Annotated in this window: 22 protein-coding genes and 1 riboswitch; of the genes, 10 read left to right on the top strand and 12 right to left on the bottom strand. The window is 68.2% G+C overall.

What is annotated here, in order from left to right:
* Window positions 1-2: 2 nt before the first annotated feature.
* A complete protein-coding gene (locus tag VT85_RS19585) occupies window positions 3-1,154 on the bottom strand; it encodes a glycosyltransferase family 4 protein (RefSeq protein WP_082858744.1) in 1,152 nt (383 codons plus the stop codon).
* 304 nt (window positions 1,155-1,458) lie between these two features.
* Here VT85_RS19585 and VT85_RS19580 point away from each other — a divergent pair, with 304 nt between their 5' ends.
* The 3 genes from VT85_RS19580 to VT85_RS19570 all read left to right on the top strand — a co-directional run bounded on the left by VT85_RS19580 (window position 1,459) and on the right by VT85_RS19570 (window position 4,753).
* The gene (locus VT85_RS19580; RefSeq protein ID WP_068419207.1) at window positions 1,459-1,860 is read left to right on the top strand and encodes a hypothetical protein; all 402 of its coding nucleotides are present in this window, start codon (window positions 1,459-1,461) and stop codon (window positions 1,858-1,860) included.
* 656 nt (window positions 1,861-2,516) lie between these two features.
* On the top strand, window positions 2,517-3,722 hold the full coding sequence (locus VT85_RS19575; RefSeq protein ID WP_068422344.1) for a sodium-dependent bicarbonate transport family permease: 1,206 nt from the start codon (window positions 2,517-2,519) through the stop codon (window positions 3,720-3,722).
* A gap of 608 nt (window positions 3,723-4,330) precedes the next feature.
* Window positions 4,331-4,753, top strand: a complete 423-nt coding sequence (locus tag VT85_RS19570; protein ID WP_068422341.1) for a secondary thiamine-phosphate synthase enzyme YjbQ — start codon at window positions 4,331-4,333, stop codon at window positions 4,751-4,753.
* Here the strand turns inward: VT85_RS19570 and VT85_RS19565 are convergent.
* The gene (locus VT85_RS19565) at window positions 4,734-6,086 is read right to left on the bottom strand and encodes an SGNH/GDSL hydrolase family protein (RefSeq protein ID WP_068419204.1); all 1,353 of its coding nucleotides are present in this window, start codon (window positions 6,084-6,086) and stop codon (window positions 4,734-4,736) included. The two genes, VT85_RS19570 and VT85_RS19565, sit on opposite strands and share 20 nt — an antisense overlap.
* A gap of 121 nt (window positions 6,087-6,207) precedes the next feature.
* Here VT85_RS19565 and VT85_RS19560 point away from each other — a divergent pair, with 121 nt between their 5' ends.
* Window positions 6,208-7,728, top strand: a complete 1,521-nt coding sequence (locus tag VT85_RS19560) for an aldehyde dehydrogenase family protein (RefSeq protein WP_068419201.1) — start codon at window positions 6,208-6,210, stop codon at window positions 7,726-7,728.
* On the opposite strand, the gene VT85_RS19555 is transcribed toward VT85_RS19560, so the two are convergent.
* Window positions 7,725-8,429, bottom strand: coding sequence for a (5-formylfuran-3-yl)methyl phosphate synthase (locus VT85_RS19555; protein WP_068419197.1), 705 nt, complete (start codon window positions 8,427-8,429; stop codon window positions 7,725-7,727). The two genes, VT85_RS19560 and VT85_RS19555, sit on opposite strands and share 4 nt — an antisense overlap.
* Entirely contained in the window at window positions 8,411-9,256 is an 846-nt protein-coding gene (locus tag VT85_RS19550; RefSeq protein ID WP_068419196.1) for an exonuclease domain-containing protein, read from the bottom strand. Before VT85_RS19550 ends, VT85_RS19555 begins: the two co-directional genes overlap by 19 nt.
* Before the next feature lie 123 nt (window positions 9,257-9,379).
* On the opposite strand from VT85_RS19550, the gene VT85_RS19545 reads away from it, so the two are divergent.
* Window positions 9,380-9,934: a CAP domain-containing protein gene (locus VT85_RS19545; RefSeq protein ID WP_068419191.1), complete on the top strand. Its 555-nt coding sequence runs from the start codon at window positions 9,380-9,382 to the stop codon at window positions 9,932-9,934.
* Between the two features lie 103 nt (window positions 9,935-10,037).
* A complete protein-coding gene (locus VT85_RS19540) occupies window positions 10,038-10,379 on the top strand; it encodes a hypothetical protein (protein ID WP_068419188.1) in 342 nt (113 codons plus the stop codon).
* Window positions 10,380-10,457: 78 nt separating this feature from the next.
* Here the strand turns inward: VT85_RS19540 and VT85_RS19535 are convergent, their stop codons facing one another.
* The 7 genes from VT85_RS19535 to thrC form a co-directional block, all read right to left on the bottom strand.
* The gene (locus tag VT85_RS19535; RefSeq protein WP_068419186.1) at window positions 10,458-11,648 is read right to left on the bottom strand and encodes a phosphoglycerate kinase; all 1,191 of its coding nucleotides are present in this window, start codon (window positions 11,646-11,648) and stop codon (window positions 10,458-10,460) included.
* 129 nt (window positions 11,649-11,777) lie between these two features.
* Window positions 11,778-12,782: a type I glyceraldehyde-3-phosphate dehydrogenase gene (gene gap, locus VT85_RS19530; protein WP_068419183.1), complete on the bottom strand. Its 1,005-nt coding sequence runs from the start codon at window positions 12,780-12,782 to the stop codon at window positions 11,778-11,780.
* A gap of 265 nt (window positions 12,783-13,047) precedes the next feature.
* Window positions 13,048-14,271: a glycosyltransferase family 2 protein gene (locus VT85_RS19525; RefSeq protein WP_068419180.1), complete on the bottom strand. Its 1,224-nt coding sequence runs from the start codon at window positions 14,269-14,271 to the stop codon at window positions 13,048-13,050.
* A 165-nt stretch (window positions 14,272-14,436) separates the two neighbouring features.
* On the bottom strand, window positions 14,437-15,591 hold the full coding sequence (locus tag VT85_RS19520) for an aminotransferase class V-fold PLP-dependent enzyme (protein WP_068419177.1): 1,155 nt from the start codon (window positions 15,589-15,591) through the stop codon (window positions 14,437-14,439).
* Window positions 15,592-15,667: 76 nt separating this feature from the next.
* Window positions 15,668-16,723 carry a ThiF family adenylyltransferase gene (locus VT85_RS19515; RefSeq protein WP_068419174.1) on the bottom strand — a complete coding sequence of 352 codons (1,056 nt, stop codon included), beginning with the start codon at window positions 16,721-16,723 and terminating at the stop codon, window positions 15,668-15,670.
* Window positions 16,724-16,780: 57 nt separating this feature from the next.
* Entirely contained in the window at window positions 16,781-17,050 is a 270-nt protein-coding gene (locus VT85_RS19510) for a ubiquitin-like small modifier protein 1 (protein ID WP_068419172.1), read from the bottom strand.
* A gap of 69 nt (window positions 17,051-17,119) precedes the next feature.
* Entirely contained in the window at window positions 17,120-18,400 is a 1,281-nt protein-coding gene (thrC, locus tag VT85_RS19505; RefSeq protein ID WP_068419169.1) for a threonine synthase, read from the bottom strand.
* Window positions 18,401-18,586: 186 nt separating this feature from the next.
* A riboswitch (SAM riboswitch) is annotated at window positions 18,587-18,744 on the bottom strand.
* A 187-nt stretch (window positions 18,745-18,931) separates the two neighbouring features.
* Between thrC and VT85_RS19500 the strand changes: the two genes are divergently transcribed.
* From VT85_RS19500 to VT85_RS19485, 4 genes are all read left to right on the top strand, one after another.
* The gene (locus VT85_RS19500) at window positions 18,932-20,266 is read left to right on the top strand and encodes a hypothetical protein (RefSeq protein WP_156512961.1); all 1,335 of its coding nucleotides are present in this window, start codon (window positions 18,932-18,934) and stop codon (window positions 20,264-20,266) included.
* Between the two features lie 115 nt (window positions 20,267-20,381).
* Window positions 20,382-22,100, top strand: a complete 1,719-nt coding sequence (locus tag VT85_RS19495) for a DNA repair helicase XPB (protein ID WP_068419162.1) — start codon at window positions 20,382-20,384, stop codon at window positions 22,098-22,100.
* 62 nt (window positions 22,101-22,162) lie between these two features.
* Window positions 22,163-22,387: a hypothetical protein gene (locus VT85_RS19490; protein WP_068419159.1), complete on the top strand. Its 225-nt coding sequence runs from the start codon at window positions 22,163-22,165 to the stop codon at window positions 22,385-22,387.
* A 20-nt stretch (window positions 22,388-22,407) separates the two neighbouring features.
* Complete coding sequence (locus VT85_RS19485; protein WP_068419153.1) at window positions 22,408-24,717, top strand: helicase-associated domain-containing protein; 2,310 nt, start codon at window positions 22,408-22,410, stop codon at window positions 24,715-24,717.
* Between the two features lie 25 nt (window positions 24,718-24,742).
* On the opposite strand, the gene VT85_RS19480 is transcribed toward VT85_RS19485, so the two are convergent.
* Window positions 24,743-25,435: a DUF1080 domain-containing protein gene (locus tag VT85_RS19480; protein WP_068419152.1), complete on the bottom strand. Its 693-nt coding sequence runs from the start codon at window positions 25,433-25,435 to the stop codon at window positions 24,743-24,745.
* Between the last annotated feature and the right edge of the window lies 1 nt (window position 25,436).

Genomic DNA, 25,436 nt, shown 5'->3' with positions numbered 1-25,436 from the left:
GCCTATTCCGATCCATGTCGGCCCCGCCGCGGCGCGCGGGGCGGGGCGGCCGTCGCATGCGGGCTCCCGACGGCCCGGGTCCTCTCCCTGGTGAAGCATGGCGCGGGGGCGAAGTCGGCGACCTCCCCCGGACCCGGTTCGCGACGATCACGGTGCGGCCGGTCGGTCCCCGTCGCGGAGGCGGCGAACGTGGCCCCCCAGGCGGCGATCGAATAGTGCGCCTCCACCCGCCGACGCGCCTCGCGTCCCATCCGGGCGCGGGCGGCGGCGTCGACCGAGGCCCGGACGGCGGCCAGCCATTCGTCGTCCGTCGTCGCCAGGAATCCAGTCTCGCCGGGCTCGATCATTTCGACGTGCGAGCCGACCGGGTTGGCGATCACGGGGAGGCCCGCCGCCTGGTACTGGAGGATCTTCAGGCCGCACTTGCCCCGACTCCAATCGTCGTCGGGGATCAGGCCCACGCCCACGTCCCCCCGCGCCAGGTCGTCGGCCTCCGTCGCTTCGCTCCAGGGGATGGGGACGATTTCGAGATGCTCGAATTCGGGGAACCGATCGCAGATGATCCTGAGCTTCAGCCCGGGGATCTCGCGCCCCAGGCGTTCCCAGAGGGGGCGTCTCGCCTCGATCCCTTTGAGCGTGCTCGACGACCCGATCCAGACCAGTTCCAGCGGTCGCTCCCCGGTCGTCGGCGTCCTGGGGGTATAACGGCCTGGCTCGACGCACGTCGGGATGATGCGGACGCGCTCCGCCGAGGCTCCGGCCCGAAGGGCGCAGTCGGCCAGGAAGTCGTTGCCGGCGATCACGACATCGGAGGATCGGACGGTTCTCGCAAACCGGGACGCGCGGCGAGACGAATCCTGGCCCCGGCGATCGTAAGAATCGCGGTAGAGGACGGCGTCGTCGAAATCGAATGCCAGGTGGCGTGCGCTTCTGCGAAGGACGGCGAACTGCCAGCCGGGCAGGAGCTTGCGCTGGAGGATGACCGCGTCGTAGGCGGCGGCCGTCCGGAGTTGGCGCAGTCGGGGCAGGAGCCCAGGCTCCAGCGGCTCGCAACGCAGGGTGCATCCCGCGTTCAGGAGGGCCGGTTCGAACGCCCGGATTCGGTATCGGCAGCAGACGTGATCTGTCGAATCCACCAGGGCGAGTAATCTCATCCCGTCCTCCGTGACGGTTCAAGCGGGCATCCCTTGGAGCGTGGAGTCCGGATCTCGCGATCGAGACGGCTGGGATCTTAATCCGGATTGGGAAAGATTCCAAGCCCGAAGCGGCTCGATCCAGGCGATCGAGACTCCCCGGCCGATCAGGTTTCCAGGGCCTCGAATTTGGCACGGCAGGCGGAACCCACTGGACTTTGGCGGTCGATTCGTAAAAATTATTCATGTCGGCGAACGCAGCGGTTCCGCAGGGAACATCGCTTACGCCGGATGAATCCGCCCCAGGCCGATCGCATCGAGCCTCATGGCGAAGATCTGGTCCCCTTACCTTACGGTAGCCGCCGATTCCGGATTCATGAGAGAGATCCTTCTGATCGTCTTCGCTGTGCTGGCCTTCCACTGTGCGACGTCTCCCGAGACGGCCGCCTGGACGATTCAAGGGCTGCGCAGCGATATCGCGATTTCGGGAGATCTGATCGGCTGTACGCCTCCCCATTCGGATCCTGGGCCGTCGCTGCGCAGGGACGTCGACCAGGTCTTGGAGCGAGAGAAGAACGAGAAGGATCCCAAGGATTCAATCGCTCTCGCCATCGCGGAAGCCCGTTTCTTCGAGGTGTTTCGCCTCCCGCCAGCACGCCCTTTCGCCATGCACGAAAGCTCGGCGGCGTTGCTTTCCGCAAGGCTCGCCACTTCCCTGAGGTGCTAAGTCGGCCCCCCCCTCAGGCTTTGAACGCCTGACCCCCGCCCTCCCTGATCAACGTAGGCGAGTGACGGCCTCATCCCTCCTGGGCCTCTCCGCCGCCGACCTGATCTTGACCGTGCGCCGCCAGTCCCCTCGCCTCGTGTGGGCTCGTTGCGGATTCTCGACGACGACCTGGCGTTGAAGTCGGATGCGTCCACTCGCCGCGGACGGCGTCGCTCCGATCAGTCAGTTTTCCGTCCCCTTCCCGATCTGCGAGGTGGTCGTCCGGCGATGCGCTGGGACCCCCTGCCGTCCCGCCCGCAACGCTCTAGAAGGAGTGTCCGATGAGCCGATTCCGCCCCCCACGCCTCGCGACGATCATCGTCCTTTCCCTTGCGGTCCTTGCGATCGCCGGCCCGTCGCGGGCTGACGATCTCCGCGGGCCGATCAAGTCGATCGACGCTGCCAACTCGACCCTCACCATCCGCGACGAGTCCGGCCAGCGAGACGTGGTGGTCCACTACGACAGGGGGACGACCATCAATCGGGCGGACGGTCCGGTTCAGCCGCTCCAAGCCCTCAAGGTCGGGATGGTCATCACGGTCTCCGACTCAATCACGGCCTCCAGGATCACGGTCGACAGCCAACCGACCACGCCCTCGTCCTCGTCCTTCTCTTCGATGCTCCACGAATTCTGGTACAACTTCCGGCACAATCTGTTCAAGCCGCTGCTGTTGTTTTTCTACCTGGGATTCCTCGTCCCGATCCTCCGCGTGCAATTCGAGTTCCCCTACGTGATGTATCAAGCGTTGACGATCTATCTGCTGATCGCCATCGGCTGGCATGGTGGCGAGGAGCTGGCGCATCTGAACCCCGACTCGATCAAGTCGATCGTCGGGTTCATGGGGGTCGGCTTCCTGGCCAACACGCTCATAGGACTGATCGCGTTCGGCATCCTCCGGTCGGTCACCCGGATGCGGCGGGTGGATCAGGCGACGGTCGCGGGATATTACGGGTCTGACTCGGCCGGCACGTTCGTGACGGCCCTGGGCGTGCTGGGCTCGGCGCACATCGCTTTCGACGCCTACATGCCGGTCATGCTGGCGATTATGGAGATCCCCGGCTGCCTTGTCGCCCTGTATCTCGTCTCCCACTACCGCGCCCAGGGGATGGACGCGTTGGGCAACATGCCCTACGAACCGGGCTACGATCCCTCCGCCGAAGCGCCGCCGATCTTGATCGACGAGCATGGTCGCGACCAGCATGCCTCGGCCGTCCAGACCGAGGCGGAGATGTCGCTGGAGCGGATGGAGCACGAGAGCGAGGACGTGGGCAACGGCCGCAAGAAGGGCTTCATCAACGGCAAGCTGCTGCACGAAGTCTTCCTGAACACCGGTTTATATCTCCTATTCGGCGGGATCATCATTGGACTGATCAGCGGGCTTCAGGGGCCGGAAGTGACCCGCGCCGACGATAGCTTCTTCGTCACCCTGTTCCAGGGCGTGCTCTGCCTCTTCCTGCTGGAAATGGGTATGACGGCGAGCCGCAAGTTGAAGGACCTGAAGACCGCCGGGTGGAACTTCGTGGCCTTCGGCCTCCTCGCCCCCAACCTCTTCGCCACTCTGGGGATCATGATCGCCCACACTTATGCGTGGGTGACCGGCACGCACTTCGAGCTTGGCACCTACGTGCTGTTCTCGGTGCTCTGCGGGTCCGCGTCGTACATCGCCGTCCCGGCCGTGCAGCGACTGGCGATCCCCGAGGCCAGCCCGACCTTGCCGCTCGCCGCGTCGCTCGGCCTGACGTTTTCTTACAACGTCACGATCGGCATCCCGATCTACATGGAGATCGCCAAGGCCATCACCCGCTCCTTCCCGATCGGCTGATCCCGCGTCTCGTCGTCCCGTCCGTCGGCCCAGGGCCGACGGACGGGACGGGCACTCCCCGCCTACCCCTCCACCCGCTGCAACGCCTTCCACTTCGTGGGATTGCCCGGCAAAATCTCAAGACATTCGGCCGAGCGGCTTTAGCGGCGGGACGCCTGTCGGAGCGTTCATCAGGTGGCGTCTTGCGGCGACCGATGCATTCTTGACAAGGGGCGACGAACCGGGCATTTTCGACCCTCGCGGTCAGGCCCGGCGTCGATGAGCGACCTGAAGGCCAGCGAGCGAGATCAGGCTCGCAAGCCCGACGCGTCGTATGCCATTCATCGCCGGCGCCCGCAAGGCGGACAAGATCAACCCGAACGAGCGCGACGTCGCCTGAGCACCTTTCCATCCCAGGATCGACCCCAGGCCGGGCGCGGGGTTTGCTCTCGGGAATGGAAGACCGTCCCCCAATTTTATGCGTACCAGAGTTCGGCCCTCTCCCCTGAATCGGGCTTCGCTTCGCATTCAGGAGAGAGGATCGGCGGACCTTTCTTGCCTGAGGTCCGCCGGTGGACGACAAGGAGGTCGTCCCCGTCCTCCCCGCAAGCCCGCGTGAGAACCCCCTGATGAAATCGCAGACCGAGCACCTGACGTTCAACCTGCCCGACCGAATGGGCTTCCTGAACATCACCCGCGAGGTCGAGGAGATCGTCCGCAAGAGCGGGGTCCAGGAAGGGCTGGTCCTGGTCAACGCCATGCACATCACCGCAAGCGTCTTCATCAACGACGACGAGCCCGGGCTGCACGAGGATTACAAGCGGTGGCTCGAAGCCCTCGCCCCGTTCGACGCCTCACCCGCTCGCTACCAACATAATCGGACTGGGGAGGACAACGCCGACGCGCACATGAAACGACAGATCATGGGCCGTGAGGTGGTCGTCGCCGTCACCAAGGGCAAGCTGGACTTCGGGCCCTGGGAACAGATCTTCTACGGCGAGTTCGACGGCCGACGGTCCAAGCGGGTCCTGGTCAAGGTGATCGGAGATTGAGGCCCGCGCCGACCTTTGCTTCGACTTCCCCACGCGGCCGTCGAGATTCCAGGAGCCGCGCCAGCCGCCGTCCCACCGCATCGCCCCAGACCTCGCAGCCCAGCGGGGAGAAGTGGCCGTCGCCGAGCTTGCCGTTGAAGAGGGGGCTCGGGGTCGTCGGCTCTCCACGAGCCAGTCGAATCAGGGCCTGGCGGTCGTTGGCCGCGATGAAGTCCTCGATCGGGTCGAAATACGTCAGGCCGGGGTCGTCGAGGATGTCGGGAATCCGGCCGGGATAGTGGGCCGTCTTGCGTGGGCCTTCCACATGATTGACCCAGGGGGCGGGGACGACCAGGCAGGGGATACCCAGGTCGTTGCAGTAGCCGGCGATCTTCGCGATCCAGTAGCGATTCTCTTCCCAATCGGCGCGGCCGTCGAGGACCTCAAACAGGTCGCCGAAGTCGTTGGCGAAGAGGCTGAGGATGACGAACTGGGGCCTGAACCGGTCGGCGTATTCCAGCAGGGTGAAATACTCCTGCTCGGGCGAATAGCCCAGGTGGCCCGTGTTCAGGATCTCCACGCTGGTCCCGAAACCTGTCGCCAGCGCGCGTTTCAGACACTCAGTCGGCGTCTGGTCGTCGCCGACGAACAGACCCTGCATGTAGGAGTCGCCGAGGACGAGGCCGCGGTGCTCCGCCGTCAGGTTCGGCTCGTCGCCGCGACAGCCCCAGGAGTTCGTCGTCTGGACCGACTCCCGGACGATCGCGGCCCCGGCGGCTTCGGCGAGCTCGAGGAGCCGAGGCGTGTCCGGGATCGGGAAATAGGCGAGGACGCCCCCCTGGCTCTTGAGATTCCGGACCCAGATCGAGCGGGTGTTCGGTCGGAAGCGGTAGGATCGCCCCGAGTCGTCGGGTTCGAAGACGGTGGAGGGGAGCAGCAGCGCCTTGTCGAAGTTCCCCCATCTCAAGAGGGCGTGATCGGGGTCCAGTCCCGTCGCATCGAGCAGCGTCCTGACCTTCGGGTCATAGTGCTCGTAGGCGGCGTAGAGCTTGCCTCGCGCCTGCTCCATGTCGAATTCGCGGCGGCGTCGCCAGTCGGCCTCGACCCCCTCGCGCGAGCCGGCGTCGCCGACCAGCGAAGCGACCGCCCGTCGCCCCTTGGCCATCGTCCAGGACGCCGCGTAGCGCCCGGTCGACGTCCCCACCAGGAGGCCGACGACCAGGCAGGTGGTGAAACCCAGGATGACTTGCTTGAACCGCCGGGCGAGTCGCTCGCCGCGCTCGATGAAGCGGAACGACCGCTGGCGGAACCTGGGGCGAAGTCGGAGCCATCGAGGTGGGCGGGAATGGGGCACGGTGGACGTTCTCGCTCGGGTCGTGGACGTCGCGACTCCTGCATCTTATCCCCGAAGCCGGCGGGACGCAGTAGAATGGGAAAGGGATTCGCCCGGTCCGGGACATGAGGAGCTCCTCACGATGTTCGAAGACCTCCTGAAGCGGCTGGGACTGGGGCCGGTCGAGTCGGGCGCCTGTCACGTCCGCTGGATCGAAGACCCCGGGGGCGAGGAGATCGAGTCCTTCAACCCCGCCGACGGCAAGCCCCTGGGGCGGGTCAAGCTCGCGAGCCGGGCCGTGTACGACGAGGTCGTCCGGCACGCGGCCGACGCCTTCACGAGATGGCGGACGACGCCCGGCCCGCGCCGGGGAGAGGTGGTCCGGAAGATTGGCGAGGAGTTACGCAAGCACAAGGCCGACCTGGGCCTGCTGATCACCCTGGAGACCGGCAAGATCCGCTCCGAGGGGGAGGGCGAGGTCCAGGAAATGATCGACATGTGCGATTTCTCCGTTGGGTTGTCGCGCCAGCTTTACGGGCTGACGATCGCCAGCGAGCGGCCTCGACATCGGATGATGGAGCAGTGGCATCCGCTGGGGCCGATCGGCGTGATCACCGCGTTCAACTTCCCGGCCGCCGTCTGGGCCTGGAACGCGATGGTCGCGGCGGTCTGCGGCGACACGGTCGTCTGGAAGCCTTCGCCGCTCGCCGCGCTGACGGCGACGGCGGTCCAGAAGCTCGTCGCCAGGGTCGCCGAGGACGAAGGCTTTCCGGGCGTGTTCAACCTCTGCCTGGGCTCGATCGAAGACGTCGGCGAGCCGATGCTCAACGATAAACGGCTCCCCTTGATCTCGGCCACCGGGAGCTGCCGGCTGGGCTGTCGCGTCGCAGAGGTCGTGGGCCGCCGTGTGGGCCGGACGATCCTGGAGTTGGGGGGCAACAACGCCGTCATCGTCGCCCCGAGCGCGGACCTGGACCTGGCGATCCGGGGCATCGCCTTCGCCGCCGTGGGGACCGCCGGCCAGCGCTGCACGACGGCCCGCCGCCTGATCGTCCATGAATCGCTTTATGAGACGGTCGTCGAGCGGCTCGCCCGGGCGTACGCGACCTTGCCGATCGGCAACCCCTGGGACGACGGCGTCCTGGTCGGCCCTCTCATCCACGAGCAGGCCGTGGAGGCCATGAAGAACGCCCTGGATCGCTCGGTGGAGCAGGGGGGGGAGGTCGTCGTCGGCGGCGAGCGTTTGGATCGCCCCGGCTGTTTCGTCCGGCCCGCCTTGGTGAAGGCGAAGCGTGGCATGGCGATCGTCGGCGAGGAGACGTTCGCGCCGATCCTGTATGCGATTCCGTATCGGGACATCGACGAGGCGATCGCGATCCAGAACGAGGTCGAACAGGGGCTGACCTCGGCCATCTTCACCCGCGACCTGATCGAGGCCGAGAGGTTCCTCTCGCCGCAGGGATCGGACTGCGGCATCGCCAACGTCAACATCGGCACGTCGGGCGCGGAGATCGGCGGGGCCTTCGGCGGCGAGAAGGCCACCGGCGGCGGCCGCGAGGCCGGCTCCGACTCGTGGAAGGCCTACATGCGCCGGCAGACCTGCACCATCAACTACGGCGCCGACCTCCCCCTCGCCCAGGGGATCCGCTTCGACATCGGCTAGGGGAGGCGGGCGTCCGGCAGCTTGCCGACGATCTCGGCCAACTCCTCGACCCGATGTAAATCGAGGTCCCGCATGCGGTCGCCGTCCTCGCAGGCGGCCCCGCGCACCGCGATCACGTGCGGTCGGAGCACAGCAAGCCGATCGACCGTCGCAGCGGTGACGCTGCCGGCGACCGCCAGCATCAGGCCCTTTTCGATCACCCGGCCCGCGATGGCGGCGAGTTCCGGAGTCCACGCCGCCGGGCTGGATTTGTCCCAGGTGTCGAACAGGACGCCCGCACACTCGGGCGGCGTCCCATCAAGGATTTCCGAAGGGGGGGGCGAACCGGCCGCCCGCCAGTCGGTATAGGCGACGGCGATCCATCGGCAGCCCCTCGTCGGGAGGGTCGCGCGCAGCTCGCGCCAGGCCGATTCCCATCCGGGTCCCGCGCCCGCCAGGCCGACCTTGCAGAACGTCACGTCCTCGAAGGCGTCGTCGGGCACGTCGGGGCGACGCTCGTCGAGCCATTCGGGCAGTTCGCCCAGGGCGACGCTGAGCGCGACGCCCCCCGGCAGGACGCTACGGATCTCGCGCCAGGTCTCGAACGAGGCGCGGCCGAGCGGGCCGTTCGCGGGCTCCTTGACGTCGAGGATGGACGCGCCTCCGGCCAGGGCCCTGCGGGCCTCGTCGGCCGATCTCACGCTTACGAGCAGTCGGGGCACGGCGTCGCGACCTCCGGGGGACGGGACTCGTCCAGGACTTCATATGTGCGAATCCGGTCGAGCCGGAACGACTTCTCGATCGAGTCGAGATGGCAAGTCGCCACGAGGTAGGCGATGCCGCCTCGATGGGCGAATCGCCTCGGCGTGACCAGTCGGGGGGCGTCGCCTCGCGAACCGCCGACATAGGCGATCCGGACGGGAAGGCATCGGAACAGGGCCTCGTCGAGCCGCTCCCAGCCGAGGGGCGGACGGATCGCTTTCGATCCGTCGCGGATAGGATACGAGACCATCGCCCGCGAATCCAGGTTGGGACCGTCGAGCCGAAACCACAGCGCCGCCACGGCCGCCGCGTCTTCGAAGGCCCGATGCCGAGCCCGGGGCGCGATCCCGAAGTGAGCGACCAGCAGGTCCAGCCGATGGCTCCGCAATTCCGGGAGCCTGGCGCGGGCCAGGGGGAGTGTGTCCACCACCGGGCGGGCAGGAATCGGCAGACCCGCGCGAGCCAGCTCCATGCCGAGGAAACCGGCGTCGAACGCGGCGTTGTGGGCGATCAGCGGGGCGTCGGCGGCCCGGTCGAGGAGGCGGAGGAAGTCGGGCAGGACTTCGGCCGCGAACGGGCATTCGGCGACGTCGGAGTCATGAATGCCGCTGACCGCGCTGGCGGTCGCCGCGATGGGGCGGCCGGGATTGATCAACCGCTCGAACCGGTCCACGATGTTCCCGTCCCCGTCGAGCACCAGGGCGCCGACCTCCACGATGCGGTCCACGGCGGGGTCGAGTCCGGTGGTCTCCAGGTCGAACGAGATGAGCGACGGGGCGTGCGTCATGGTTCCGGTGGGGTCTCACGAAGGGCGAAGGGCTCGGCCGCTCGATCCTCAGGTATGATAGGGGGTGCGACACTGGTTCCCAGTCGTCGCGAGGCCTCGAATGCGGGCGGAGATGGAACGACCATGATCTTCGTCAGGATGCGTACGCTTCGCCGACTCGCGGGGGCCGTCGCGACGCTCGTCCTGTTCCAGGGCTGCGCCGGCGTCGACGTGTGGCCCCGGCCGTTGACCGTCCCCGGCGAGGCCCGCCCCTGGCCGACTCCCGACGCACCGGGAGATATGGAGCTGGACGGGGTCCGTGAATCGTTGCTCAGGCTGCACAACCGGGCTCGCGCCGAGCGGAAGCGGACCCGTGTGGAGATCAGCCCGGAGCTTCAAGAGGCCGCACAGCTCCACGCCGAGGAGATGGCCGGACGCGGCCAGATGACGCACAAGGGGGCCGACGGCTCGTCGGTCGCGGATCGGGTGCAAAATCTCGGGTATCGCTACCGGCGCTGTGGAGAGAACGTCGCGTATGGCCATTACTCCCCCGAGTTGGTCATGCGGGGATGGCTGACCAGCCCCCCCCACCGCAAGAACATCCTCGGCGATTACCGCCAGGTGGGTCTGGGCTACGCGACCGCTAAAGACGGTACGCCGTACTGGTGCGTCACATTCGGACTCCCCGCAACCCGATGATCGCCGACCGATCTCGATTCCGTCGGGTATCCTTGGGAGGATCCGTGACGGAACACCGGATCGACCATCGCTGCGCGTCGACCCGACGTGAGGATCAAGGACCATGATCAGACTGAAGCTTTTCGCGTTCCTGATGCTGGCGGCGACGATCCTGGCGACGTCCGGCTGCCACGGCACGGGGGGGCGGCGTTCCATCGCCGACGAGCCGACCCTCTCCGGGCTCGACGCCGAGGACCAGGCGTATCTCGACGCCCCGGCGGCGCGGCCGATCTCCACGGTGGACCGCCACCCGCTGCTCTACAAACCGCGCGAATACTGGGAGAATTCCGGCGACAACCGGATCGTGAAAGCCGCCGCGGCGACGTTCATCGGCGTGCCGGCGGGCCTTTACGGAGAGGTCAAGCAGATCTTCGTCGGCGCCCCGCCGACGACCACGCTGCAATGATCGCCCCACGATCGGCCGGACGCCCCGGAATCTCCGGAGCGTCCGCGCCTTGATCGGAGCCGTATGCTCGACGAGGGATCAACGGTCGGGGATGACCTTGATCGAGTTGAACTCCTTGCCCTCGAGCGATTCGAGGAACGCGCCGCCGCCGGTAGAGACGTGGCTCACCTTCTCGGCGTAGCCGAACTTCTGGATCGCCTCGGCCGATTCGCCGCCGCCGACGGCCGTCACGCCAGACGACTCGGCCATCGCCAGCGCCACGGCCTTGGTCCCGTCGGCGAAGGCTTCCACTTCGAACATGCCCATCGGGCCGTTCCAGACCACGGCGCCGGCCTCGCGGACGATTCTGGAATATTCCTCGATCGTCTTGGGGCCGATGTCCATGCCGAACCAGCCCTCGGGAATCTCCTGGCCCTCGGTCGCGCGGGTCTCGGCGCCCGCCTCGGGCTTGTCGGCGATGAGGTGGTCGACCGGCAGGACGATCTTGTCGCCGGCCGTCTCCAGCAGCTTCTTCGCGACGTCCAGCTTGTCCAGCTCGACGCGGCTCTTGCCGATCTCGATCCCTTTGGCCTTCAGGAACGTGTAGGTCATGGCCCCGCCGACGAGCAGCTTGTCGACCTGGGCGAGCAGGCTCTCCATGACGAGGATCTTGTCGGAGACCTTGGCCCCGCCCATCACCGCGACGTACGGGTGCTTGGGGTTCTTGAGCAGGGTGTCGAGGATGTTCAGCTCCTTCTCGACGAGGAAGCCGATCGCGCGCTTCTCGGCGGGGAACTGCTCGGGGACGGCGACCATCGACGCCTCGTCCCGGTGGCAGGTGCCGAAGGCGTCGTTGACGTAGGCGTCGCCCAGGCTCGCCAGGGCCTTGGCGAACTCGGGGTCGCCCTTCTTCTCGCCCTTGTTGAACCGCACGTTCTCGAGCACGAGCACTCCGCCCGGCTTGAGGTCGGCGGCGAGCTTCTGGGCGCTCGGGCCGACCGTGTCGTCGGCCTTCTCGACGGGCTTGCCGAGGAGGTCCTGGAGCTTGGCGGCGACCTTGTCGAGCTTGAACGGGGCGTCGACGGTCGGATCCCCCTTGGGACGGCCGAGATGGCTGATGAGGATCAGCGACCCGCCGCGATCGAGGACGTCCTTCAGCGTCGGCAAGGCCGAACGGATGCGGCGGTCGTCGGCGACCTCGCCGTCCTTGGTCTGGGGCACGTTGAAGTCGACCCGGACGAGGACCTTCTTCCCCTTCACGTCGAGGTCGCGGACCGTCTGCTTGGGCATCGTTGTATCCTGATGGGGCCTGGAAGAAAAAAAGGCCCGCTCCGTCACGGGCCCCGGCGGGCCGGGGACGGCGTCGAAGCGGGCCGATGGGTTGGGACGCGGCGGGCGTTCACGCCCGGCTCAGCGGTTTCAGAGGGCGCCCAGCTTGGCGATCAGCTCGACGGTCCGGTTCGAGTAGCCCCACTCGTTGTCGTACCACGAGAGGACCTTGACGAAGTTGCCGTCCAGGACGATCGTCTGGTCGGGCACGAAGATCGAGGAGTGCGGGTTGCCGATGATGTCGGTGGAGACGATCGGGTCGGCGTTGTACTCGAGGATGCCCTTCAGGGGGCCGTCGGCGGCCGCCTTGACGGCCGCATTCAGCTCGTCCCTGGTGACGCTCTTCTTGAGGATCGCGGTCAGGTCGACGACCGAGCCGTCGGGCACGGGGACCCGCATGGCGAAGCCGGTGAGCTTGCCGTTGAGCTCGGGGATGACCTCGCCGACGGCCTTGGCCGCACCCGTCTTGGTCGGGATCATGTTGATCGCCGCGGCGCGGGAGCGGTAGAGGTCGCTGTGGATCTGGTCGGCCACGCGCTGGTCGTTCGTGTACGCGTGGATCGTCGTCATCAGGCCCTTCTCGATGCCGAAGGTGTCATTGATCACCTTGGCGAGCGGGGCGAGGCAGTTGGTCGTGCACGAGGCGTTCGAGACGATCCTCAGGTCCTTGTTGATGACCGAGTCGTTCACGCCGAGGACGATGGTGGCGTCCAGCTTGTCCTTGGCCGGGGCGCTCAGGATGACGCGGTCGGCGCCGGCGTCGATGTGCTTCTGGAGCTGTTCCTTGCTCGTGAAGAAGCCGGTCGACTCGAGCGCGACCTGGCAGCCCAGCGACTTCCAGGGCAGGTTGACCGGGTCCTTCTCGGACGTGATGGCGATCTTCTTGCCGTTGACGACGAGCGCCTTCTCGGCGGCCTCGACCGTGCCGTTGAAGCGGCCGTGCACGCTGTCGTACTTCAGCAGGTAGGCCAGGTGCTTGGGATCGGCCAGGTCGTTGATCGCAACGACGTCGAACTGCTCAGGCTTCTGGGCGAGCACGCGGAAGACGAGGCGCCCGATGCGACCGAAACCATTGATACCGACGCGGACAGACATCGAAGATCTCCTGACACGCCCGGCGGGCTCGATCCACGAGAACGGGAGTCCGCCTGAGCCTTTTCCAACCCACAATTTCGTCGGGACGGTGTTCCAAATCGATCGAGGGGGCGCTTCGGTCGGGACGTCCGCCTTTCGGCATGGTCCTCGAACTCATGGCCCCGACCCGCCCCTTCCTGTACCCTCTCTCCAAGACTAAATCAGACAGCATTTTCGACGAATTGGCAAGACGTCGTTCTCCGAGGCCGCGAGCCCCGGGCTCTGTTCAACGCCCGACCGACCGCGTCGTCCGGACCCATTGGGTCGGTTTCCCCCCCAACCGGACCATCAACTTCCACACCGCGTAGATCGGCACGTAGGCCAGCGTTCCCAGGTAGCTCCAGGGGAGATTGAAGACCAGGAACGGGCTCAGCGCGTAGATCCCGACCGAGAGGACCATCAGCACGCTCGCCCCCAGCAGGACCCACGTCGCCGGGTGGGAGAGCGGGTGGGGGAACGCCGACGCCGCGGCGACGTTCAGGATCGCCAGCAGCACGAGCAGCCCGAGCAGCGTCATCATCGGCGGCGTCTTCATCTCGATGGCCGAGGTCAGACGCTCGACGAGGCTCAGCTTGCGGTCGCGGATCATCGGCCCGAACAGGCGGCCCTTGATCTCCTTGCGTCCGAACTCCCAACGCCGGCGCTGGTTGGCCGCGGCCTCCCCGCCCCCTTCGAGCATGGTCGCGTGGACCGAGGCGTCGGGCACGAAGGCGATCCGCTCGCCGGCCATCCGGACGACCCAGGAGTATTCGTAGTCTTCGGCCAGCCCGTACGCCCGCCAGGGGACGCGCTTCAGCCCGTTCACGGTGAAGCACATGCCGTTGCCGTGCAGCGGCGAGCTCAGGCCCAGCCGGTAGCGACCCCAGGGCCCGACGCCGTTGATCAGGCTGAAGGCGTACGTCATCAGTCGGGTCCGCCAGGAGGCGCCGGCGTTGTCGACGATGTCGTAGCACTGGATCCAGTCGCAGCCTTCGAGGATCTTGGCGTCGAACTTCCGCAGCAGGTCGGCCGACGCGGTGCTGTCGGCGTCGATGACCACGAGGGCGTCCAGGTCCGCCAGCCGGCCTGACTGATCGAGCTGCTCGATCAGATGTTCCAGCGCATAGCCCTTGGATTTCTTCACGTCGTGGGTGCGGACGAGCACCTCGGCGCCCTCGGCGGCGGCGATCTCGGCGGTGTCGTCGCTGCAGTTGTCGGCGATCACCAGGACCTGGAACATCTCGCGGGGATAGTCCAGGGCCAGGCAGCTTCGCACGGTCCGCGCGACGCCGCTCCGCTCGTCATGGGCCGGGATCGCGATCAGGAACCGGGACGCGGGGGTTGCGGGCGTTTTGGTCTTACGCGGAGATACGATGGCCGCGACGGACGACAGGAGGAGCATCACGAGGAACGGCAGGGCCAGGAGGTTCAGTCCGATGGCCACCGCCGCGAGCAGACCGGCGAACGACATGAAGGTGGATATCCCAGGAGGCGGTGATGGCTTGGCTGCGTGCTCGGCCGTTTACAAAAGGAGAGGCGGCCGGGTAAGAGTCTAATCGCGCGTTCGTCGTTTGGAAACCGTCGAGTTCGCGACGACCGGCCGCGACGGACGCGCCTGAGGAGACTCCGGCCGGACTCAGACGACGCCCGCGGTGATCTCGGAGAGCGCGTCCAGGAACTGGGCGATGTCGTCATGGGTGGTGAACGGCGAGGGGGAGAGCCGCAGCAGGCCGTCCGGGAACGAGCCCAGGTTGCGGTGGATGTAGGGGGCGCAGTGGAGGCCCGGCCGAACGGCGATGTCGAACGTCACGTCGAGCACGGCGGCCAGGTCCTGGGGGGAGAGCCCCTCGGGGGTGAAGAGCGAGAGGGCGCCCGCGTGGGTCTCGGGCTCCCAGCGTCCGGCGATTCGCCAGGCGTCGTTACGCTCGGCCCAGTCGACGGCCTGCTGGAGCAGGTCGACCTCATGCTTGCGGAGGGCGCCGGGCCCGCGTTCGGCGACCCAGGCGATCCCCGCGCCCAGGCCGGCGATCCCGAGGACGTTGGGCGAGCCGGCTTCGAGGAAGTAGGGGCGGAGCGTGGGTTGCGACTCCGAAGACGAATCGCCGCCGGTCCCCCCTTCTCGCCAGGCGCGGACGCGGCCGTCGGCCCGAGGCCCGGTGTAGAGCGCTCCGGTCCCGGTCGGGCCGTAAAGCCCCTTGTGGCCGGGGAGGGCTAGCAGGTCGATCGGGGTCGACTTGAGGTCGATCGGCACGACGCCCGCCGACTGGGCGGCGTCGACCAAAAGGAGCGCGCCGGCGGTGCGGACGGCCTGGGCGACCGCCGCGATCGGCTGGACCGTCCCCAGGACGTTGCTCGCCTGGGTGATCGCGACGAGGCTCGTTCGGGGGGTGAGGGCGGCCGAGACTTCCTCGGCCGTGACGTAGCCCTCGCGAGAGACGACGCGCGTGGTCGTGATCTTCCCCGCCTTCTCGAGCGCGCGGATCGGCCGGCTGATCGAGTTGTGTTCGAGGTCGGTCAGGACGACGTGGTCCCCCTCCTGGACGATCCCCTTGATCGCCATGTTCAGGGCGTCGGTGCAGTTCAACGTGAAGACCCAGCGGTCGGGCGACTCGCCCCGGAAGAACTGGTTCAGTGCGTGTCGGACGTCGTCGAGCGCCTTCTCGGCCGCCATCGCCATCCGGTGGCCGGCGCGGCCGGGATTGGCCAGCGCGGTGCGCGCGAAGCGGTCCAGCGTCTGATAGACCGGCTCGGGTTTCGGGAAGCTGGTGGCGGCGTTGTCCAGATAGATCATCGGAGGCTCCGAGAAGGGCCGTCCACGACGGTCTGGTCGCGGTGCGGTCGAGAAGGCGGGCGGGAGAGGGCGTTTGTCAGGCGCCGACGAACTGGGCGTAGAGCGTTCGCGCCTTGGCGATGTCGTTGGTCCCCTTGATGATGGCGCGGCCGTCGGGGAAGACGGTGAATTCGTAGCCCTCGGTGGCGAACCGGAGCATGAAGGCGTTGTGGCGGACCTCGCCGACGCCCTGCAGTCGCTCTGCCATCTCGGCGAACTTCAGCGGCTCGGGGCGACGGCTGGCGATCTGGACGGCGTTGCGTCCGCAGAGGGCCGTCGTGTGCGAGCCCATCTCCCCCTCCAGCCACTCGAACTTGCGGTGCTTGCAGCAGGGGCAGTCGACCTTGCCGAACAGGCCCGAGACCTTGAGCTGCCGGAAGGTCCAGTCCCAGAGGTCGACCATGATCAGGTCGCGGTTGAGCGCTTCCTTCGCCCCGGTGAGGACCTTGATCGCCTCGACGGCCTCGAACGAGGCGATGACGGCGACTGCGGGCCCGAGGACGCCGGCCGTCTCGCAGGTGGGGGTCATGCCCGGCGGCGGCGCGGTCTCGATCACGCAGCGCAGGCAGGGGGTCTCGCCGGGGAGGATGGTCATCGTCTGGCCTTCGGAGCCGATGACCCCGCCGAAGATCCAGGGCTTGCCCAGCTTCACCGCCGCGTCGTTGATGAGGTAGCGGGTCTCGAAGTTGTCGGTGCCGTCGAGGATCAGGTCGGCGTCGCCCATGAGGTCGAGCGCGTTGGTGTGGTCGATGTCGGTGACCACCGGCTCGATCTCGATCGTGCTGTTGATGCGCCGGAGCTTCCGAGCGGCGGCCTCGGCCTTGGGGAGATTGTCGGAGACGTCCTGCTCGTCGAAGAGGATCTGCCGCTGGAGGTTGTGGGTCTCGATGAAGTCGCGGTCGATGATCCGCAGGTGGCCGACGCCCGCTCGGGCCAGGTGGTTGGCCAGGACGGTCCCCAGCGCGCCGCAGCCGCAGAGCGTCACCCGGCTCTTCATCAAGGCGCGCTGGCCGTCCTCGCCGAGGGCCGGGAAGCGGATCTGTCGGGAGTAGCGGTCGAGCAGCGGGTCGGGGGTCGTCGAGGCGGCGGACATATCGGGCTCCGGGGGCGTGCGTCGTTCGCGGGCGCGGTCGGGGGCGTGGGCCGTGGATCAGCCGCCGGCGACGGCCGGGATGATGCTGACCTCGTCCTTCTCGGCGACCGGGGTCTCCAGGTCTTCGAGGTAGCGGACGTCCTCGTTGTTGACGTAGATGTTGACGAACCGCCGGATTTCCGCGCCGTCGAAGAGGCGATCCTGGATCGCCGGGTGCTGGCGGCCGAGGTCGGCCAGAACTTCGCCGACCGTCGCGCCCGAGGCCTGGACCTTGTCGAGCCCGGCGGTCTGAGGGCGGAGGGGGGTGGGGATGCGGACCAGTGCCATCTGAGGAGTTCCTGCCTGGGGGGACTGTATAGAATAAGAGACGAGACGGACGCCAGTCCTCGCCTGTGATCAAGCGAATGACGTCGAGGTGAGCCCGGCGAAAGCCTCGGCGCCGTCCTCGACGAGGGCCTCGAAATCTGCGAGCGTGGGCCTGATGACGACCGGCCGGGGGAGGTGGTCGACGAGCGCTTCCTGGGTCTTCAGGCCGTTGCCGGTGATGCAGAGGACCGTGGATCCATCGCGGTCGATCCGGCCCTCTTCGATCAGCTTGCGGGCGACGGCCAGGGTGACGCCACCGGCGGTCTCGGCCCAGATGCCTTCGGTCTCGGCGAGCAGCCGCATGGCGTCGACGATGGCGTCGTCGCTCACGTCCTCGCTCCAGCCGCCGGTCTCGCGGATCATCTTGGAGGCGAACCAGCCGTCGGCGGGGTCGCCGATCGCGAGGCTCTTGGCGATGGTCTCCGGGTTGCGGATCGGCTTGACCTTGCCCGCGCCCGTCTTGACCGTGTTCGCGATCGGATTGCAGCCGGCGGCCTGGGCGCCGAACATCTTCGTCTTCACGGGGCCGTCGATCAGGCCGAGCGTTTCCAACTCCCGGAACGACTTGTGGAGCTTGCCGATCAGGCTGCCGCCGGCCATCGGCGCGACGACGTGGTCGGGGGCCCGCCAGCCGAGGTCCTCGGCGATCTCGTAGCCCATCGTCTTCGACCCCTCGGCGTAGAACGGCCGGAGGTTGACGTTCACAAAGCCCCAACCGTAGCGGAAGGCGATCTGCGAGCAGAGCCGGTTGACGTGGTCGTAGTTCCCCTTCACGGCGACGACCTTCGCGCCATAGATCGTGGCACCCAGGATCTTCCCCTGTTCGAGGCCGTCCGGGATCAGGACGTAGGCCTCCAGCCCGGCCGCCGCGGCGTTGGCGGCGACGCTGCCGGCGAGGTTCCCCGTCGACGCGCAGCCCACGGTCTCGAAGCCCAGCTCCACGGCCTTGGACAAGGCAACCGCCACCACCCGATCCTTGAACGACAGGCTCGGATAATTGACGGCGTCGTTCTTGAGGTACAGCTCGGCGACCCCCAGTTCCTTCGCGAGCCGGTCGGCGCGGATCAGGGGGGTGCAGCCGACGTGTCTGCCGACGGTCGGCTCGCCGTCGATCGGCAGCAGCTCGCGATAGCGCCACATGGTGCGGGGGCGGGCCGCGATCGCTTCGCGGGTCAGGGTGCGGCCGACGGCTTCATAGTCATAGGCCACTTCCAGCGGCCCGAAGTCGTCGGTGCAGAAGTTGAGCGCTTCCTTGGGGTAGAGCTTGCCGCAGAGTCGACACTTCAGACCCGTCACCAGTTGACCTGACACCGGATTAACCCCCCATCATGCGAAAGATGCGATACATCCTCGCCGCGGCTCGGAGACGCCAGTCGATTCGAGCGGACGATCCGCTCGCTCGCTTCGGGGCGTCTCGAAACCAGAGTGTCGATCAGGGGGTGGGGCGAACAGGTGGGGTCGGGGACGGGCCGAGATGCAGCGCCGCCGCCGAAAACCATCTTATCTGTCCGATGAACCGCGATCGGCGATCCGGGGGATTTCCCCGGTCTCGCCCGAACGGGCGCTCGGCAGGAGTTAGCACCAGCGTCCACCAAAACGGTGGACCGGTTGCTGTGGCGTCATAGGGCCCTTCCCTCAGCCACTCTGGATAAGATACGCGCCGAATTGTGAGGCCCGAGTCTAGCGGACGCCGGATCACGACGTCAAGGGACGCTTCGGGGGTCTCGCGGATTCGCCCGGCGAGGCGCGACCGGCTGGTCGCGCGCGGGGGATGTGTTACAGTTGTCGTTTCAGGCGGGCCTCGTTGTGGTTCGCATCTGGATCCGAAGGGGGAGAGGTGCGATGATGCCGGCTCCGTGGCGGATGTTCTGGCTGTTCGTGCTGGGCGTCCACGTCGTCGCGGCGCTTGGCTGGTGGTGGCTGGCGCCTGGGGGGTTCGCCGTCTCTCATCCGAGGTTCTGGAGTAACCGCGTCGCGCCGGGGATCGTCCTGGCCACCGTCGCGACGGCCGTCTGGGCGGCGCGTCGGGATCGGATCGACGTCTTCCGCGCCTCGCTCGCGGCGTTCCCCGCCGGCTGGGCGGCCGGGGCGGCGTCGTTTCGATTCGAATTCCCGATCACGTTCGAGCGACTCCTTCTGGCCCCCCTGTTCGGCTCCGTTCTGATGGCCCTCGCCGGGGTTTTGGCGTTCCGAGGCCGGGCCTCGGCGTCGCGGCGGGTGATCGCTCTCGTCGTGGTGCCGGCGGCCCTATTCGGCGGCCTGACGCCGATGGCGTTTCGGCCGCCGGGGCCGGATACCAGGCCCCTGGACGGTCCGACGCCGGGGACGATCGTCGGGACGGTCGCGGTGGATGGGGGGATCGCCCCTCGATTGTTCGTCCACGTCGGCGACGGCTCGGCGTCGATCAAGGCCAGGCCGCTGACCCTGTCGATCCAGCCGATGCTCCGGTTCCTCGACCACGCGCCCGACGGGGCTCCCACCGTCCTCGTCCCGCGCCGCGTGCGCGAGGTCCCCGGCTTTCGACTCGTCGCCGCCGCTCCGATCTCGGGAGGGCTCGACCTGCGCTATCGGGCCGACCACGAAGCCGCGGTCCGCGTGGAGACGGAGGGAGACGGGCTGATTCGCCTGGACGCCTCGGCCTTCCTCCCCGCGCCGATCTGGTCGCACCTGAACTCGTACAGCGACATCGACGTTTCAGGTCATCATCGTCTCTCGCTGGCGTTCTCGCCCTGCCCGGGCGAGCGGATCGAGGTCCGGCCGATGGACTACCCGATCGGTCGGCCGTTGCGGTTCGCCTTCCTGGACGCGGGCGGGCGGTTTCGCGTCGTCGAGGCCGCGAGCGGCGAGAAGGGGCCGTTCCGCGAACTGGCCGCCGGGCCGCTGGCGAGAGGAGAACCGCTGGCGATCACGCTGTACGACGGGGACGAGGCGGCGGCCCGGATCACCCTGGAGGACTGGTCGGCCCAGTTGGGGACGCAGCTTTCGCCGACGGCCGGCTGGGGGGCCCCGGTCAACGCGATCGAGTTCTCCCTGGCCGGCGACGAGCCCACGTCGACGGCCTCGATCTACCTCACGCTCGCCGCCACGTCGGTCGGTCGGGGCTGGGACTGCGTCGGCCATCGGGCAGGGAGGTATCGGAACCGCATGCGGGTGGAGATCCTCGGCGTGCGGTCGTGACCTTGCGGCCCCCGCGGGCTCCGTCTAACATGGAGCGTTCGCGTTCCGAGGTCACGGTCACGCACCGCCGACGGCCTGCTCGTCCTGCTCACTCGATCGACCCGGCAAGGAGCCCATGCAGTACAACCCGGCCAACCCGCTGATCGTCCAGGGGGACAAGACGATCCTCCTGGAGGTGGACAACCCGCTGCACGCCGAGGCCCGCGACGCGATCGCCCCGTTCGCGGAACTGGAAAAGAGCCCCGAGCATATCCACACGTATCGCCTGACCCCGCTCTCGCTCTGGAACGCAGCGGCGGCCGGGATGACCGCGGACGGCATGGTCGGGGCGCTGGAGACCTACTCGAAGTTCCCGCTGCCGACGAGTCTCCCGGCCGACCTCCGCGACATGGTGGGCCGCTACGGGCGGGTGAAGCTCCAGCGGATCGAGGGGGCGCTCCGCCTGATCGCCGGCGACCAGCCCCTGATCGAGGAGCTGGCGAGGCAGAAGGGGGTTCGCGAGTACCTGGGCGAGCGGATCGACCCGACGAGCTTCGCCGTCGACGACCTGGACCGAGGCGTCCTCAAGCAAGGGCTGATCGCCGTCGGCTACCCCGCCGAGGACCTTGCGGGCTATGCCCAGGGCGCCGCCCTGGCGGTCGAGCTGCGCGAGGTCGCGAAGTCGGGGAGCCCCTTCACGGTCCGCGACTACCAGCGCGGAGCGGTCGACACCTTCCACGCCGGCGGCGACGTCAAGGGGGGCTCGGGCGTCATCGTCCTCCCCTGCGGCGCGGGCAAGACGATCGTCGGCATCGCGGCCCTGGCCGCCATCAAGACCGAGACCCTCGTCCTGACCACCAGCACGACCTCGGTCGAGCAGTGGCGGCGGGAGATCCTCGACAAGACCGACCTCGACGAGTCCCAGGTCGCCACCTACACCGGCGAATCCAAGAACATCGCGCCGGTGACCCTGGCGACCTACCAGATCGTCACCTACCGCCCTAAGAAGGACGGCGACTTCCCCCACTTCGGACTGTTCAACAGCCGCGACTGGGGCCTGATCATCTATGACGAGGTCCACCTGCTCCCCGCCCCCGTCTTCCGGATCACGGCCGACATCCAGGCCCGCCGTCGGCTCGGCCTGACCGCGACCCTCGTCCGGGAAGACCACCGCGAGGAGGACGTCTTCAGCCTGATCGGCCCCAAGAAGTACGACGTCCCCTGGCGGGTCCTGGAGTCCCGAGGCTGGATCGCCGAGGCCCAGTGCCACGAGATCCGTCTCAGCCTCCCGCCGGCCCTCCGGATGGAGTACGCGATCGCCGAGTGGCGCGACAAGTTCCGACTGGCCAGCGAGAACCCCGTCAAGGAAGACCTGATCGAGCAACTGCTGGTCCGCCACGACCACCCGGAAGACCGCGTGCTCATCATCGGCCAGTACATCAAGCAGCTCCGGCGGATCGCCGATCGGTTCGACATCCCGCTGATCACCGGAGCGACGACCAATTCGGAGCGAGAGGACCTCTACGGTCGCTTCCGCACCGGTGCGGTCCGCCGCCTGGTCCTCTCCAAGGTGGGCAACTTCGCGATCGACCTCCCGGACGCCAACGTGATGATCCAGGTCTCCGGCACCTTCGGCAGCCGCCAGGAAGAGGCCCAGCGGCTGGGCCGCATCCTCCGACCCAAGGAAGAAGAACGCGCCGCCTGCTTCTACTCGCTGATCACCCGCGACACCCGCGAGATGGACTTCGCCCACCATCGCCAGCTCTTCCTCACCGAGCAAGGCTACAGCTACGAGATCCTCGACGAGTCCGAATTGTGCGCCCAGATTCTGGACGAATCCAAGTCCGCAGGGTGACCTGACTCCCGACTCGACCCGATCGTCTCGACCTCTTACCGAAACCGACCTGGACCCGCCCGATGACGCGAGCCAATACTCGGACCCCCGTCAAGCTCCACAGGAATGTGACCCTGATCCGCACCTCGGAGCCGGTGATCGCGGAGGAACTGCTGGCGCGGAAGTCGCTCGGCCGCCTCGTGCTCGCCAGGCTGTCGGAGACGGTCCTCCTGGTGAAGCCCGACGAGGCCGACGCCGCCGTCGACGAGCTGCGGAAGATGGGCCACACCCCCCGGATCGCTCGCTGAGGCGAGGTGGAACCACGACCATGGCCTCGACACCCAGCCCCAGCTCCAGCACCGGGGCGTCCGCCGATCGACCAGGACGCCCCGCCAGCCTGTTCGCCGAGGACGCCGACCCCCGGTTCGTCTTCCGGAGCCTGCTCGGCCGCACCCCGTTGGCCTTCCTCCGCGCCCTCGCGGCCGAGCGGGGGCACGAATCCGACGCGGTCCGGGCCGCGACCCTCGCCGCCGAATTGACGGACCTGCTCGACGACCCGCTCGCGCTGGCCGCCGCCCGCAAGGGGCTGTCCGACGAGGACCGGCTGGCCCTCGGCCTCTATGGGCTTACCGAGTCCAGGAGTTGGCCCCTTGCCGGGCTTCGGCACGCCCTGCGTGCCCTGGCGGTCGACGCCGACGCGGTCGTCGCCAGCCTCGTCCGGCGCGGGCTGCTGGCCGTCGACCTTCCGCCGGAGAGTGAGACGGCCGACCCCGCCCTGGCGATCACCTCGCCGAGTTCGGGCGACCTTGAGATCTGGGCCCACCCCTCGCTGACCTTCGGCGGCCGTCCCCGCATCCCCGCCGAGCCCTTGCCCGCCATCTCCGAGGGCGTCGTGCAGATTCGCGAATCCGACGGCCTGGAGCCGATCCTCCGGCTGGCCGCGCTCTGGCAGCGGACCGGTGCCGGCCCGCTGCGCCGGACTCAGCAAGGGGTCCTGTACAAGCGCGACCGCGAGCGGATCGAGGAGGACGGCGTGCTTTCCGCGGCGGTGGACGACGCGCTCGTCGAGCAGCCGTCGCTCCCGGCGCTCTGGATCGGCCTGGCCCGCCGGGTGGGCCTGATCCACGTCGACCCCGCCGACGAATCCCTCCAGGCCGCGCCCGCCGAGTTCTGGACCGAGAACGCCGTCCACCTCCCCCAGATGATCGCCTCGGCCTGGCTCGGCCTGCGCTCCTGGAACGAGTGGTCGGAACCGACGCCCGAAAGCCCGACCTTCGGCCTCCCCCTGGCCTTCCTCCGCCCCGCCGCTCTCCTCTGGCTCGCGTCGATCGAGCCCGACGCCTGGACGACGCTAGAAGACCTCGCCGCGAGGCTGGACGCCGACGCCCCCGGCTGGGAGCGGACGACTTTCGACGAGCCGGCGAACCCGACGGCGACGAACCCGAAACGGGTGAAGAACCCCGCCCGCCGCGGCCAGTCTCTCTCTCGCGAGGTCCAGTCGGCCCGCGTCCTGGAGCGCATCCTTCTCGGAGGCGCCTACGCCCTGGGGCTGGTCCGGGTCGGCGAGGAAAAGACGACGAGCCGGCGGGCGGTCCAGCTCACGCCGCTGGGCCGCTACGTCCTGGCGACGGGACCGCCGCCGCCCCCCCGGCCGACGTTCGAGCACTTTCTCTTCGTCCAGCCCAACCTGGAGGTCATCGCCTACCGCCAGGGGCTGACGCCTCCGATCATCGGCCGGCTCAGTCGGTTCGCCTGGTGGTCCAAGATCGGCGCGGCGGTCGAATTGAGGCTGACGCAGGAATCGATCGCGCTCGGCCTGGAATGGGGGCTGACCGCCCCGCAGATCCTCGAGGTCCTGGCGAAGCACAGCCAACGTGCGCTGCCGGGAAGCGTGAAGGACGCCGTCGACCGCTGGGCCGACCGCCGCGAGCAGGTGACGTTCTACTCCGCCGCGACCCTGATCGAGTTCAACACCCGCCAGGAGCGCGACCACGCCCTGGCCACCTGGGACGCCGAAGCTCCCGACCGGCGGCCGTCCCTCGCCGTCGCCGACCGTTTCCTCCTGGTCGAGAACGCACAGGAGATCCCCACCTCCAAGATCAGCACGACCGCTTCGCGCGACTATCGCCTCCCCCCCGAACGCTGCGTGACCGTGGAGGCCGACGGCGTCACGCTGACTCTCGACCCCGCCCGCTCCGACCTCCTCGTCGAGGCCGAGCTGGCGAAGTTCGCCGACGAGGGCGCGGCGTCGACCTCGGCCCCAGGGCGGGCCGGAGGGGCGCGTCGACGCTTCCTGGTGAGCGCCCCGTCGCTGGATCGGGCGGCCGAATCGGGCCTGACCCCGGCCATCCTGGCCGACTGGTTTCGGCGCCGGACGGGGGAGGGCCCCCCCCCGGCCGTCCGGCTGATGATGCGTTCCTCGCCGGCCGCCTCGACGGCGAAGCCCTGGCTCGCGAAGCGGCTCCTGGTCCTCACCGCCCCGTCCGCCGACCTGCTCGACGGCGTCCTCCAGCACCCGGAGACGCGGCCCTTGCTGGGAGATCGCCTCGGCCCGGTCTCGGTCGTCGTGCCCGAGGAATCGGTCGACCGCCTCCGCGCCGCGCTCCGGGCGTTCGGCCTGGACTTCGACCTGTCCTGAAACCCTCGAACGGGCGGTGCGGGTCTCAGAGCGCCTTCAGCTTGAGGTTGCGGAACTCGACCCTGCCGCCTTCGACTTCCAGGCCGATGTAGCCGCGGGGCACGCCGCAGCCCTTCCACTCATTGGCCACGGCTCCGTTGACCCAGAGCGCGACCGACCGCCCCTTGCAGGTCAGCTCGAACGTGTTCCACTCCCCGGCGGGCTTCACGCGCTGATCCTTGACCTCGGCTTCGAGGTTGAACGGCTTGGCGGTGAACCCGGCGAAGGTGGACCCGACGAGATAGCCCCCCTTGGCGTCGCCGATCTGGGCCTTGTGCCACATGCCGGCGTCGTTGGAGTTGCGGAAGTAGACGCCCCCGCCGGTGGACTTCGCGGCCGGATCGGGGACGATCCGCCATTCGACGTGGACGATGAAGTCGAGCAGGACCTGATCGAGCCGCAGCCATTCGCGGTCGGCGCCCGGAGCGGAGGCGGTCAGGACGCCGGTCGAGGCGTCGAGCTTCCAGGGCGAGTCCTCCACGAGGTCGCCGCCCGCCGGGATCGGCTCTCGGGTCCACGCGTCCAGCCCCGCGCCCGATGGGGCGAGGAGGTCGCTCCATCCAGCCGGGGCGGATTCCAGGGCGCTCGGGACGTCGCCGGGCTTCTGGGCCCCCAGCATCAACAGAATCGCCGATGAGGCGACGATCGCCAGGCGACGCCGCACGCTCAACTCGCGCATC

Source organism: Planctomyces sp. SH-PL62 (genome assembly GCF_001610895.1).
In the GTDB taxonomy this organism is placed as follows: Bacteria; Planctomycetota; Planctomycetia; order Isosphaerales; family Isosphaeraceae; genus Paludisphaera.
The sequence above is the reverse complement of the archived record's forward strand: the minus strand, read 5'-3'. Positions and strand labels throughout refer to the sequence as shown.

Bases quoted from the DNA above. Each gene is read 5' to 3' on its own strand.
- VT85_RS19585 (WP_082858744.1), bottom strand. From the start codon at position 1,154: ATGAGATTACTCGCCCTGGTGGATTCGACAGATCACGTCTGCTGCCGA.
- VT85_RS19580 (WP_068419207.1), top strand. From the start codon at position 1,459: ATGGCGAAGATCTGGTCCCCTTACCTTACGGTAGCCGCCGATTCCGGA.
- VT85_RS19575 (WP_068422344.1), top strand. From the start codon at position 2,517: ATGCTCCACGAATTCTGGTACAACTTCCGGCACAATCTGTTCAAGCCG.
- VT85_RS19570 (WP_068422341.1), top strand. From the start codon at position 4,331: ATGAAATCGCAGACCGAGCACCTGACGTTCAACCTGCCCGACCGAATG.
- VT85_RS19560 (WP_068419201.1), top strand. From the start codon at position 6,208: ATGTTCGAAGACCTCCTGAAGCGGCTGGGACTGGGGCCGGTCGAGTCG.
- VT85_RS19550 (WP_068419196.1), bottom strand. From the start codon at position 9,256: ATGACGCACGCCCCGTCGCTCATCTCGTTCGACCTGGAGACCACCGGA.
- VT85_RS19545 (WP_068419191.1), top strand. From the start codon at position 9,380: ATGATCTTCGTCAGGATGCGTACGCTTCGCCGACTCGCGGGGGCCGTC.
- VT85_RS19540 (WP_068419188.1), top strand. From the start codon at position 10,038: ATGATCAGACTGAAGCTTTTCGCGTTCCTGATGCTGGCGGCGACGATC.
- VT85_RS19535 (WP_068419186.1), bottom strand. From the start codon at position 11,648: ATGCCCAAGCAGACGGTCCGCGACCTCGACGTGAAGGGGAAGAAGGTC.
- gap (WP_068419183.1), bottom strand. From the start codon at position 12,782: ATGTCTGTCCGCGTCGGTATCAATGGTTTCGGTCGCATCGGGCGCCTC.
- VT85_RS19525 (WP_068419180.1), bottom strand. From the start codon at position 14,271: ATGTCGTTCGCCGGTCTGCTCGCGGCGGTGGCCATCGGACTGAACCTC.
- VT85_RS19520 (WP_068419177.1), bottom strand. From the start codon at position 15,591: ATGATCTATCTGGACAACGCCGCCACCAGCTTCCCGAAACCCGAGCCG.
- VT85_RS19515 (WP_068419174.1), bottom strand. From the start codon at position 16,723: ATGTCCGCCGCCTCGACGACCCCCGACCCGCTGCTCGACCGCTACTCC.
- VT85_RS19510 (WP_068419172.1), bottom strand. From the start codon at position 17,050: ATGGCACTGGTCCGCATCCCCACCCCCCTCCGCCCTCAGACCGCCGGG.
- VT85_RS19500 (WP_156512961.1), top strand. From the start codon at position 18,932: ATGATGCCGGCTCCGTGGCGGATGTTCTGGCTGTTCGTGCTGGGCGTC.
- VT85_RS19495 (WP_068419162.1), top strand. From the start codon at position 20,382: ATGCAGTACAACCCGGCCAACCCGCTGATCGTCCAGGGGGACAAGACG.
- VT85_RS19490 (WP_068419159.1), top strand. From the start codon at position 22,163: ATGACGCGAGCCAATACTCGGACCCCCGTCAAGCTCCACAGGAATGTG.
- VT85_RS19485 (WP_068419153.1), top strand. From the start codon at position 22,408: ATGGCCTCGACACCCAGCCCCAGCTCCAGCACCGGGGCGTCCGCCGAT.
- VT85_RS19480 (WP_068419152.1), bottom strand. From the start codon at position 25,435: ATGCGCGAGTTGAGCGTGCGGCGTCGCCTGGCGATCGTCGCCTCATCG.